At 67.4% G+C, this 12,904-nt stretch carries 5 protein-coding genes; 1 reads left to right on the top strand and 4 read right to left on the bottom strand.

The annotated features are described in order from the left end of the window. Positions 1-2,892: FG-GAP-like repeat-containing protein (locus tag LFM09_RS49705; protein WP_414103663.1), on the bottom strand; the 2,892-nt coding region annotated here is incomplete at its 3' end. 180 nt (positions 2,893-3,072) lie between these two features. Between LFM09_RS49705 and LFM09_RS49700 the strand changes: the two genes are divergently transcribed. Then, complete coding sequence (locus LFM09_RS49700; RefSeq protein ID WP_414103662.1) at positions 3,073-3,873, top strand: class I SAM-dependent methyltransferase; 801 nt, start codon at positions 3,073-3,075, stop codon at positions 3,871-3,873. 53 nt (positions 3,874-3,926) lie between these two features. Here LFM09_RS49700 and LFM09_RS49695 read toward each other — a convergent pair whose 3' ends face one another. The 3 genes from LFM09_RS49695 to LFM09_RS49685 form a co-directional block, all read right to left on the bottom strand. After that, positions 3,927-4,463, bottom strand: a complete 537-nt coding sequence (locus LFM09_RS49695; RefSeq protein WP_414103661.1) for a hypothetical protein — start codon at positions 4,461-4,463, stop codon at positions 3,927-3,929. 10 nt (positions 4,464-4,473) lie between these two features. Next, entirely contained in the window at positions 4,474-11,157 is a 6,684-nt protein-coding gene (locus LFM09_RS49690; RefSeq protein WP_414103660.1) for a polymorphic toxin-type HINT domain-containing protein, read from the bottom strand. Positions 11,158-11,192: 35 nt separating this feature from the next. Beyond that, on the bottom strand, positions 11,193-12,904 hold a 1,712-nt coding region (locus LFM09_RS49685), incomplete at its 5' end, for an FG-GAP-like repeat-containing protein (RefSeq protein WP_414103659.1).

Genomic DNA, 12,904 nt, shown 5'->3' with positions numbered 1-12,904 from the left:
CCACTTGTACTTCACGACGTCCGTCGAGGTGCTGGCGAACGTGAAGGTGTCCGCGATGCCGAGCGAACCACAGCCGTCAGTCGGGCAACCCGTTGTCTTGTAAACGGAAGAGCTGAACGTCGGCGCGTCGGGCGGGTTGACGTCGACGGAGAACTCGCACCAGCCGGACGGCGGGCCCCAGAGCTGCCAGTCACCGGCGGTGACGCGGTACTGGTAGTCGCCGGTGGTGATGCCGCGACCCGCGATGGACCACGGGCTGCCGCCGTGGGCACCGCTCAGCGCGCCGGGGTAGAGGAGGTAGTCCGTCGACCACGGCACCCTGGCGACGATGTCCGGAACGCCGTCCCGGTTGAAGTCCGCGATGGTCCGCGCCTCGGCGCCCGCCCAGCCGTTGCCGATGTCGTAGCGACCGGGGTTGCCGGTGTACGGCGCACGAGTGCCGCTGCCGGGGTACAGGTACAGCACGCTGCCGTACTCGGCGATGATGTCCGGCTTGCCGTCCGCCGTCTGGTCGACGACGCCGTAGTACGTGAATCCGCCCCAGCCGTTGCCGATGAGCGCCCGCTGCTGGCTGAAGGGCAGGCGCGCGCCCTCGCCGGGGTACAGGTAGAGGTCGTTCACGACGTCCCTGGTGATCAGGTCCTGCTTGCCGTCGCGGTCGTAGTCGGCCAGACCGACGAAGGTGTAGCCGTTCCAGTTCGGGCCGAGCTGGACCCTCGCCTGGGTCGACGGGGCGCGCTTGCCCTCGCCGGGGTAGAGCCACAGCAGGCCGGAGCTGTCCTCACGGGCCACGATGTCCTGGTTGCCGTCTTTGTCCCAGTCGGCGAGTCCCGCGATCGTGTATCCGTTCCAGCCGCTGCCGATCTCCACGCGGTCGCCGGAGCGCCACCCGTCGCGCGTCTCCACGGTCGGCAGGAGGTACAGGTAGCCGTCCGAGTCGCGGATCAGCACATCGGGGCGTCCGTCTTTGTCGTAGTCAGCGGTGCCGACCATGGTGTCCGTCGCCTCGAGCACACCCTTGTTGTGGGTGGCCGGCCCGGCAATCGTGTGTTGGCCGGTGGTGCCGTTGGCCCACGGGTAGTGGACCGCGTTCGAGATCGGGCCGAACGTGCCGTTCGGACGCATGCGGCGCCACTCGAAGTTGGAGTTCATGGCTTCCGCCGGATCGGGATCGCTCAGCCTGGCGCGGATGATCGGCGTCGCGGTCGGCACGAGCGGACGAGCCGCGCCGGTCGCACAGGCCTTGCCGTCGACGGTGACCTGGTCCGGCATGTTCGGGATCGAGTTGAAGTCGATGGCGAGCACGGCGCTGCCGGCGTTGAAGCGCTTCCAGGAGCTGACGACGCCCTCGTCGACGTGCAACACCATGGTGAGGTGGTCCCAGTTGTTCGCCGCGGCGGTGTTGATCGCGTCGGTGAACGGGAACTCGACGTCACCGGGTCCGGCGCAGCCGTGCTGCGCGTCCACCTTGCGGTTGGCCCCGACCGTCGAGCCCCACTTGGCGTCCCACCAGAAACCCGGCTGGTTGTTCCAGGTCGTGCTCGGAGTGATCCCGTCGGTGGCACGCAGCGTCGCGGTGGAGTTCGGGTTGCAGGTGAACGACCACTTCTGCTCGATCCGGAAGGACGCACCGGTGACGATCTTGCCCTTGACCCCGGAGGTGTCCATCCGGAAGTACGAGCGCACGTTNGCACGCAGCGTCGCGGTGGAGTTCGGGTTGCAGGTGAACGACCACTTCTGCTCGATCCGGAAGGACGCACCGGTGACGATCTTGCCCTTGACCCCGGAGGTGTCCATCCGGAAGTACGAGCGCACGTTGTACTGCGCGCTCAGGCACGCGCCGGACGACGAGACGCTGTCGCAGATGCGGCCGGTTCCGGCGTTGCCGTAGGTGCCCGTGTTGCTCAGGTAGTCCAAACCCTGGTTGTTGCGGCCCTGCCAGAACACGCTGCCCTCGTGCCCGCTCTTGTTGGAGACCAGCGTCCACGCGTTGTCGTGCAACCGGCCCGACCAGGACGGGTCGATCATGACCGGGTACTGGGCCTCGTCGAGCAGTTTCGCGTCCGGGGTGACGGTCAGCTCACCGTTCTGAGCACTCACCGGCATGGTCGCGGTGCGCTTCTTCTTGGCCTCCACGGCGGACTTCGAGAGCACGCCGACGTGCGGCACGTTGTCCTGACCGGAGTCCCACATCACCGGCGTCGGTGAGGCGAAGACGACCTTGCCGGCCGAGTCCTTGGCCTCCAGACCACCACCGGCCGCGTGAGCCGTGATGCCCTTCGTCGCGAAGCCGAACTTGACCTTGGCGAGCTTGGGGTTCTTCGCCGCCTCGCGGTTCTTCACGACCAGAACCTGGGCGAAGCCCTGCGAGGACGCGGTGAGCTTCAGGTCGACACCCGGCAGCACCTCGGGGTACGTGGCCTCGTTGCCGGACAGCACCGGCTTGGGCAGCGCCCCGAACGGCCAGGTGATCGAGAGCTCGCGGTCGCCGTCACGCAGCTTCGCGGCCGGGCCGTCACCACCGGCGGAGAACTCGACCGGCAGCACGGCCGCGGCGGGCGTCACCGTCTTTCCGTTGGCGCGCAGTGTCGTGTCGACGCGAGCCCACGAACCGTCGGCCTGACGAGCGAACCGCGGCTCGGCCGACTGCTCCTCCGTGTAGCCGCCCTGGGGCTTGGCGAACGTCTGCGCGTTCTCCGACCGCAGGGAAAGGACCTCCACCCGCTGCCCGCAGCGCTTCGCCATGTCGATGGCGGCCTGCGGAGTCTGTTGTGCGTCAACGCAGTCGGGTGCCGCTGCCACCGATGGGACGTACAGGCCCGGCAGCAACATCGCCGCCGCGATCAGGAATGTGCGCAGACCAAAGCCGCGCGCCCTTGAAGCGCGAGTCATGGTGGTGCCCCCAGGCGTCCGCGCGTGCCCCCCGACAACCCGCGATCCGTTTCAAACTCGGCGGAAGCATGCATGCCTGACGACAAGAAGGCAAGAGGCCGGTCTCACGAACCACCTGCACAAGATCATGAACAGCGCTTCGTTCGCCCTCGAACCACCTGCCGCCACTAACATCACGGCATGGCTGCAGATCAGCAGGACTATCGCGGCGCCTTCGACGAGGCCGCCGCGGACTTCAACGCGCTCGGCAACCACCTGTGGAACCCCATCGGCACCGCGGTGACCACTGTGGCCAGTCCCACCCCCGGCGAACGCGTCCTCGACGCCTGCTGCGGCACCGGCGCCTCCGCCATCCCCGCGGCCCACGAGGTCGGCCCGGACGGCCTCGTCGACGCGGTGGACCTGTCCGCGCCGATGGTGGACGTGCTGCGGCGGCTGGCGACCGACCTGCCCCAGCTCCGTCCCCACAACGCCGACGTGACGACGTGGGAACCCGCCGACTACGACCTGGTCCAGTGCGCTCTCGGGATCTTCTTCTTCCCCGACATGACGGCCGGCACCGAACACCTGATCAGCCGCGCCAGGCCCGGCGGCCGCGTCGTGCTCACGATCTGGCGTGGCGACACGATCATGGCGCCCGGTCGTCATCTCGCGCGTGCGGTCTCAGCCGTCACGGGCGTGGAGAAAGAGGCGCCGCGGCCGCCGCAGCAGGTCGACCGGATCGGTCAGGCGGACACGTACGCGGCCTGGTTGACCGAGCGCGGGCTCGCCGATGTCGAGGTGACCGTCAACGAGCTGCGGCTGACGATGACCAACGAGGTGGCGTGGCTGCTCGTGCTCGGGTCCGGGTTCCGGCATGCCCTCACCGATCTCTCCGCTGATCAGGTCGCGGAGGTTCGGGAGCGGTACGTGGCTTCGTTGCGGGAAGATGGACTGTCCGAAGTGGACGCCACGACGTTGATCGGCAGCGGTACCCGGTAACGCGGAAGGGCGGACGCTCATCACGAGCGCCCGCCCTTCCACACTTCGAACGGCTACCTACCCAGCTTGCCCCGCCACAGCGTCTCCTTGAGCGCCGACAGGTTCTCCCCCGGTATGAGCAGGCCGGGAGTGGCCTTGCCGAGGAGGTCCGGCACCTCGTGCCACTGGTGCACGCCTCCGCCGAGCCCGGTGCCGAAGAAACACCCCTTGGTGTGAGAGGCCAGCACGCAAGCAGCGGCGAAGCCGGCGGCGACGGACGGGTCGGTGCGGTCGGCACCGATGATCGCGCCGACCAGGTGGCCTGTGTTCGCCTCGCCGGGATCTGGCGGGTAGACGGACACGGAGATCTTGGCCGCCTGGCCCGCGATCTCCAGTTCGATCTCGAGGTCGAGGTCGGTCGCCGCCACGTCGATCGCGTTCTGGCGGGCGTCGCCCGGGTTGAACTCGACGGGTTCCCCCGTGAGCTCTCCCCGCACGACACCCACCGCGGGCCTCGTACCCACCAACCGGTCGAGCACGTCACCGAAACCGACGAGGAATTCGCTCATCGGCAGGTGGCCGTTGTGCTCCACGGTCCATTCGATCGCCATCAGTTCCGCCTTAGCTCGGCCGTTTGCTGTAGTGCATCCAATGGCCGTTCGCCTGCCTGATCGAAACCTTGCCGAACCAGCCCTGCTGGATGAAGACCCTGATCAGTTTGACGGACGCGATCGCTCTGGTTCCCAGGAAAGGAGCCCTCACGATCAGATGCAGCCCCATGTGCTGAGGAGTCTTGGCGACGTCCTTCTTGGCCTTCACCAGCATGCGGATGAAGGTCGACCGCTTGTTGGTGTTGACGGATTTGAGGCTCACGGGGTGGCCGTTGTAGTGCCCGTCGATCGTCTGGAGGTGCTTCGTCTGCTGGCCCTCGAAGTGCCCCTTGTGATCCCGGACGAACTCCTGGGCCTGCTTGTACTCGTCGTCGTCGAGATGGTTCCTCCTGACGGTGCCCGGCAACTCGGAGCCTGTGCCGCAGTTGTGGACCAGCACGGGTGAACCGGCCGCCATCACGTGGTACGTGTGGAACTCGGCGACCGTGAGGTCCCGCATCACCTTGTTACCGACGCGGTTGCGCACGGACTTGACGATCATCGAGACGCCGTCGGCGGTCCGCAACTCGTGGCCGGGCACGAGCAGTGACGCGAAGGCCCACTTGCCGTCGGTCGCGTCCCAGAACGGGTGCGTCCACGTCGTCTCGATCGTCTCGACCTTGCCGCCGGCGCTGACGACGTCGAGGTCGGTCAGGTCGAAGTCGACGTTGCGGTGCAGCTCGGTCACCGGCTTCGCCACGGTCTCGCCCGTCCGCGGCTCGGTCGCGAGGACCTCGTCGCCGCGCTGGACGTCCTTGATCGGCTTGGTGGTGCCGTTGGCGAGCATGACCAACGTCGCCGGGGCGAAGCTGTGCGCGCCGTTGCACTTTCCTCGCGGTTCCGCGGGCGGTGTGCTCCTGGCGGCGTCGTCGGCCACCTTGTCGCCGCCCTTGCGCATGGCCTGCCGTGCCTTGTTCAGCACCTTGCCGCCGACCACGCCGAGACCCGCGGTGACGCCGCCGACAGCGGCGCCGATCGCCATCTCCTTGCCGAGCTCGCCGACGCTGAACTCCTTGCGACCGCGGGCGACGTCGGTGCCGTACTCGGCACCCGCCGCAGCAGCACCGGCGACCGCACCTGCGAGCAGCAAGCAGCCGACACCGGTGGCACACACCGCGCCGACCGCGACGGCGGCAGCCGCACCGACGACCACGCCGGTGACGAACTTGAGCGGGTCCTCCTTGATGGACTTCACCGTGTTGACCACGGCGGTCTTCACGGTGTTGCCGACCGCCTTGGCCGCGCTGCCGACAGCGTTGCCCACGGCGCGGAACGCACCACCGATCGACCAGCGACCGTCCGAATCGACGTAGCTGAGCGGGTTGTTGTTGCCGTACGCGTACCCGTGCATCTGCTGGGGATCGGCGTTGTCGATCTCCGGGTCGACCGACACGAAGCGGCCGATGGCCGGGTCGTACTCACGGGCACCGATGTGGGTCAGGCCCGTGTTGTCGAGCGTGCCACCGACGAAACCCTTGTCCAGCTTGGCCGGCCAGGTTCCCGTGCCGCCGCGAACCTCACCGAACGGCAGGGTGCGGCGCGTGGACACCACCTGGTTCAGCGCGTTGATCGTGTTCTCCGCCGTGCCGTGCTGGTCGGAGGACATCCACGTGAGCCCGGTCGACGTGCGCATCGCGATGTTCTGGCCCGCGTGCGTGTAGTACCGGGTGCAGGACTTCGCACCGGACGACGCGGTGTAGCGCAGTTCCTGGCCCGGCAGGTACAGCGTGCGACCAGTCGGGTCGCGCCTGATCAACCGGTTGCCGTCGGCGTCGTAGACGTACGACGAGGCACCGGACTCGTCGACCGTGGTGGCGACGTGTCCCTCCTGGTCCCACGTCAGAGTCTGCGTGCCGGTGGTCGGCGCCGGCCGGGTGAGCAGGTTGCCGGACTCGTCGTAGGAGTACGACACGTTCCGGGTTCCGGCGGTGTCCGAGGTCGACGTGCCGGCCAGGCTGTGCTTGCCCGGTGTCGGCGTGTACGTCGTGGTGCGGTCACCGGCGCTGGTGCCGTGCTCGACCAGTTTCGTGCGGTCGCCCGCGCTGTTGTAGGTGAACGACTGCCAGTACTTCGACGGGCCGCCGAGCCCGGCGACGGTCGGGTCGGGCGCGCAGTCCCCGGACGCGGGAGTCCACGCCTCTGTCAAACGGCGCAGGTAGTCGGTCCGGAAACACTGGGTGTCCGCACTGACCGAGTCCGCGATGCGAGTGACGTTGCCGTACGTGTCGTAGCTGTACGACACGTTGGCGACATCGGTGGGCCCGGTCTGGCGCGTGGTCCAGATCTGGTTGAGACGGCGCGTGTGCTGGTCGTAGTTGCGCGTGATGTCGACAGTGCTGCCGCCGCTGTTTCGCAGCCGGTAGCTCGCCAGTTCACCGAACGAGGTGTAGCCGGTGTTGGTGACGAGGTCGGTCTGAGCTTTGGTGCCGTAGCCGCTCTTCTGCGTCTTCGCCTGGCCCAGCCCGTCGTAGCCGTACTGCAGAGTCTCCCGCTGGAGGTCACCCATCGCCGGGATGCGTGTGGTGTACAGCGAACCGTCGGCGTTGTAGGTGAACACGTAGCTGTAGGTGCCGGCCAGACCGGTCTCCCCCGCCGGAACCGTGAAGTCGGTCGCCGTCGGCTGGCCGTCCGACCGAACGCCGATGTTCTCCTTGACATACGCACCGAGTTCGCCGTGGCGAACGGACTTCACCAACTGGCCGTTGACTCTGTTGCCGTCGGCGAGCACGTCGTAGAACCACTCCGCACGCAACGGACCCGTCGGCGAGTCGTCACGCATGCTCGTCTTACGACCCAACTCATCATATGTGTATGCGAGCGTCTTGCCACGAGCATCCGTTGTGGACAGCAACTGGTCGGAGTCGTCGTAGACCGAGGTGATGAGCCCCTTGTCCGGATCCACCGTGCGGTACTGCCTGCCTCGCAGGTCGTAGTCGTACTCCCAGGTCTTGCCGGTCGGGTCGACGACCTTGCGAAGCTTGTCTTCGCGGTCGTATGTGTACTTCGTGGCATCGAAGCCCGACGCGCTGCCGGCGGCGACACCGGCGTGGTACTGCCGCACCTCTGAGGTCCGGCCGAGCGCGTCGGTCAACGTCGAGGACACAACACCGCCAGCCGGCGGCGTGATGTCCGTGCGGTCGCCCGCGTAGTAGGTCGTGGTGACCGCCAGGTCCTCACCGCCAGGGCTGGCGACCGGCAGGCTCTTCTTGAGCTTCTCGACGATCTCGCGCCCGGCGCCGTCATAGCTCGTCACCGCTCCGGACGGGATGGTGTCCGTCGGAACGAACAGCTCCGTGCTCGGGGCGACGTTCGCGAGGTACTCGTTGTTGGACCGCACCGAACGGCCCGCCGAGTCGTAGTACGCATCGGTCACGACGGCGTTGGTCGTGCTGCCGGACGCGTCGAGCTTCTGCGTCTGCCTCGGCCGGAGCAAGCCGTCGAACAGCTGGATCGAGGTGTTGTACTGGCCGTCGGCGTTGATCGAACTCGTGGTCACCGCGACCGGGCCGTTCACTCGCTCCAGGTACGAAAACTTCTTGTTCGCGGGCACCGAGTTCTTGTCGTAGCCCGGCATCCACACAGCCGTCGTGCGACCGAGCCCGTCGTAGGTGATGTCGGTACGCCACTGGTTCGAGTCCACAATAGACGACGGAAGGTCCCACGCAGGCTGCTTGGTGGTCGTGGTGACCCAGCCGAGCGAGTTGGTGGCGGTCGTCTGGGTGACCGGTCCGCCTTGGGCCGGCGTGTACGCCGTGGACGTCGCCCCCTTGAGATCGGTCAGCTTCGTGACCCGGCCGTAGTTGTCGTACTCGACCGTCTTCGTGGTCTGGTACGACGCCACGCCGTTGACGTACGACTTCAGCTCCTCGGTCTTGGTGGCGTCGCCCTTGGTCGGTGCAGCACCGAGATCTTGGCCGTCGTAGTAGGTCTTGGTGTCACCGGAGACATCCGCGTCCACCAGGCCCGTGCCCGCCTGTGCCTTGGCGCAGTCGACCAGGAACTCCCGTTCCCGCGAGACTTCCTCGATCAACCAGGAAGACGTGTTCCTGGCGTAGTCGAACAGCTTGCACTTCTCGTCACCGGTGACCGAGGTGTCGCCCCTGTCCTCAGTCCTCACGGGCATGCCGTAGGTCTGATCGAACTCGGTGCTCACGCTCGTCGTCAGGTGACCACGCCCGCCATCGAGCGCGGTACGGGCGTGCTTGACCGCCGTGTTCACGTATCGGGCGTAGGTGGTGATGCCGTTGATCGTGCGGGTGGCGGTGGGTTCGGAACGCCACGGCTCGTTGACGGTCGCGGAGACTTCCGCACCGCCAGGCCCGTTGTAGGTGATCTCCTCACGCGGCATGCCGGCGAAGACGTCCTCGTCGACAACGGCCGGGACGTTGCCTACGGCGATGGCGGGCAGGGAGACGTTGCGGGTGCCCGACGGGAGTTTGTCGCCGTGCATGCCGCGGAAGTAGCGCGTCTCGGTGAGGGTCTGCTCGCCTGGGTCTCCCTTCATGGCGCGGACAGCGCTGTAGCCGCGCCAGTCGGACCAGGTCTTGTCCTCCGCCTTGATGAAGCCGTCGTCGTCGGTGTAGTGCCAAGCCGGATCGCCGACGTACTCGTACTGGGTCAGAACACGCACCGCGCCACCGGTGAGATCGGTCTCGGTGACGCTCTTGACCACGTACTTGTGGAAGTAGTCCCAGATCGGGGTGGTGTTGCCCTCCGGGGTCCAACGCACCGGGTAGCACCGCAGGTTGTTGTCCTGCAACGCGTTCGGGTTCGGCATCCGCGAGCCCACGACGCAGTCCGGGTCGGAGTAGGTGACGTCGACGCGACCACCGGTCTCAGTGTGGATGGTCTTCAGACGCCACCACTTCATGGCCGCGTGCTGGTCGGAGTGCGTGTCGACGCGGTTGCTGAGCTGGATGCCACCGAAGCGGATGTCCGGGCGGGTGACCGTCTCGCCGACCAGGCCCTGGTGCGAGACCTTGTCCAGCCACAGGCCCGCACGGGTGCCGTCGCCGGGGTCGGGGAAGGAGTGACCCAGCGTCCACTTCTCAACCAGGTTGCCGCCGACCTTCGTGGTCACGGCGGCAAGGCGCTTCGTCATCCAGAACGTCGGCGATCCGACGCGGCACGGGCTCGCGTTGCACTCCTGGTCCCAAGGGACGTCCGGCCAGTTCGTGGCGTTCTTGGTACCGCAGTTGGCCAGGCAGCGGTCAGCCGGCTCGAAGACGACCTGCATCGGCGCCGTTTCGGTGCGGTCGGCGCGGGTGCCGTAGTCGATCTGCTTGAGCACCGCGGCGCGGTCGTACTGCGCCAGGTCGGTTTCGGTGTTGTTGCGCGCGTACTTGTTGGTTTCCTTGTCGTAGCTGAACGACATGGTGTTGCCGTTCAGGTCCACGACGTATTCGAGGTTCCAGCGGTACGGCTGCGCGCAGAAGGAGTCCTTGAACGCGTTGGCGGCACACGGTTCTCCCGCGTGGTTACCAGCAACCGGGACGTTGAGCACCGACTGCGTGCCACGACCGAACCAGTTCTGGGTGCCATCGGGCGTGGTGACCACCCAGTGCTCACCGTTGCGGGCGCCGTTGGACGCGCCCGTGCGGAACTCGACACGGGTGCCGTCGTCGTTGCGCAGGCGCCAGCGGTTGCCGGACTCCTTGATCAGCTCACCGGCGTGGCCGGCCATCGAGAGGGCGGCGTTCTCGTTGCGCCAGCACAGGTCGCCGGTCTTGGTGGTGTTGCGGGCGCCGGTGCCCATGTCGTCGGCACAACCGATGTAGCGGCGCTCGATGAAGTTCGCGCCGAGCTCGAAGCCCTCACCGATCCACGACGGCTGGTTGTTCGACGCCGCCATCCGGCCGTCCACACTGGACGACGAGTACGCCAGCGCCAAAGAAGGCGTCGGACCACCCAGCGACGGTGGCATGCGCAGCGGGTAGTTCCAGGAGAAGTCACCGGTGTTCGACCCTGCCGACCAGGTCGCCGAGGGGGCGAGACTGGTGGCCGAGTACGTGCCGGAACCACTGGAGGTGCCTGCGGCCAGCGCCATGAACGCGCCGCCGGCCGGGCTGGCCTCGGTCGCGGTCACCGTGCGCTTGGCCGGGTCGTTGCGAGACGCCACCGGCTTCGCCGCGCACTCCGGCTTACCCGGCGTGGTCAGCGCACACTCGGGCAACTCCACGAGCCGCAGGCGTGAGGACCAGTCACCGCCGTAGGCCCAGCGGAAGGACGAGTAGTCGACCTCGACCTTCGCCGAACCACCGGAAACCTTGAACAGCACGCCGTACACGCCCGCCTTGCGGGTCTTCTCGCGGTCGAACGTCTCGATCTTGACCTTGGGCTTCGCCTTGGCGGCCTCCACGTCGGCCGCGGCGACCGACAACGGAGTGTCGGCCACCTTCTTCTGAGCGACCGAAACGGCCTCGACCTCGGCCACACCGGCCTTGGGCCACACCGGGGCACTGCCGGTGAAGGCAGTGCCGGTGCGGACGTCCTCAGCGGTGCCGACGCCGAGCTTCTTACCCGCTACCACGCGTTCTTTCTGCGGTGTTGGGGGTTTGTAGGGGGCCGCCAGGGCAGGCGTGGCGGCCAGGACGGTGGACACGAGCGACGCCACGAGGGCGACGGCCAGGCCGCGTTTGGGCAGGGTTGAAGACATGACACGAGCTCCAGAAGAAGTGAGTGCAGGGTTGATCAGCTGAAGTGGGCGCGGAAGGGCTCGTGCCACCCGGCGCCGATCTGGTTGGCCTCTTCGTAGGGGAACTTGGTCATGCCGTGCTTGTTGGTCCAGGAGTAGACGGCGCCGTCCGGGTAGATGTGGATGATCTCGGCCTTGCCGTCGCCGGTGACGTCGGCGAAGCGGATCCGCTCGGGGGTGAAGCCCACGCCGATTTCAATGGAGGTGTCGTAGCTGCCGTAGCCCAGGCCGCTGAGGTTGAGGTAGCCGGAGACCGTCTGGTCCTGGTTGACCGTGATGAACTCGGCCTTGCGGTCGCCGTCGACGTCCGCGAACAGGACGCGGTCCGGGGTGTGGGCGGTGACGGTGAGGATGACCGGGGTGGTCGAGAACGCCGTGGACTGGCCGCGTTCGTTCATGCCGAACAGGTTCCGGTAGGCGCGGACCCGGCCGTCGGCGTCGACGGAGATGCGGTCGGCTCGGCCGTCGCCGTCGACGTCCGCGAACAGGACGCGGTCCGGGGTGTGGGCGGTGACGGTGAGGATGACCGGGGTGGTCGAGAACGCCGTGGACTGGCCGCGTTCGTTCATGCCGAACAGGTTCCGGTAGGCGCGGACCCGGCCGTCGGCGTCGACGGAGATGCGGTCGGCTCGGCCGTCGCCGTCGACGTCCGCGAACTTCGTGCGGATCGCCTCGCCGGAGGTGGCCGTGCCGATCGTGGTCGGGCCGGCGAACGGGAAGCCGTTCATGCCGTTGACGTTCTTGAACGCCCGGATGGTGCCGTCCGCGTCGACCGCGACGATCTCGGACTTGCCGTCGCCGTCGATGTCGGCGAAGAAGGTCCGCTCGGGGGTCCAGCCGGAGCCGATGTGCTGGGGCGCGCCGGGGTAGATGCCGTTCTGGTTGAGGAACGCCTGCACGTCGCCGTTGGCTTCCACGCGGATGAACTCGTCGAGGTTGTCACCGGAGACCGACGCGCCGTTGCGCTGAGTGTCGTCCAACGGCGTGGGCGCCAGGACTCCCTGCCACGTCTTGAGCTCGTCGACGTTGCCGTTGAAGAACTCGCCCGCGCTGCTGCGGCCGACGGACAGGACGCCGGTGGAGTTCCAACCGACGACGCCGGTCACGGTGCTCTTCAGGGCGTCGGGAGGCTCCGGGCTGTCCTCTTTGGTCTTGTAGCCCACAGTCAGCTTCAACGTGCGCGCGCTGGCGTCGTAGGTGGCCACCAGGTGCGTCCACTTGTTCACCACGGCTTCAGCCTTGGCGCGCCACGTCGTCGTGGGGTTCGTCGACGCGTTCGGCATCTCGGCGGACCACTGGGTGCCGTCGTACTTCAGCGTGAACGGGTCCACACCGGACGGACCGCGCTGCACGACGACCGTGCGAGGCGCGCCGGTGTCGTTGAGCTTGGCCCACACGTCGACCGAGAACGACTGGTCGGTGTTGAGCACGGCCTCACTGGTGCTGGCTGAGCTGTTGGTGCCGTTGAGCGCCAGACCACCGCCACCCTGCACACCCTGGCCCCACGACGCACCGCCAGCCAGGTTCAGGGTCACGTCGCGGCCGTACGGTGAGGAGTCACGGGCGATGGAACCGCTGCCCTCGTTGAACTTCCACTCGCCGACACCGCTGACCACGGACGCGTCGGCCATGGACACGGACTCCGGCTGGGTGATCGTGCGGTTCCACGCACGCACCTCCGCCAGCTCACCCTGCCAGCCCTGACCGA

This window comes from Lentzea alba, from assembly GCF_047445655.1.
GTDB lineage: Bacteria > Actinomycetota > Actinomycetes > Mycobacteriales > Pseudonocardiaceae > Lentzea > Lentzea alba_A.
This window is presented reverse-complemented; position numbering and strand designations above follow the sequence as displayed.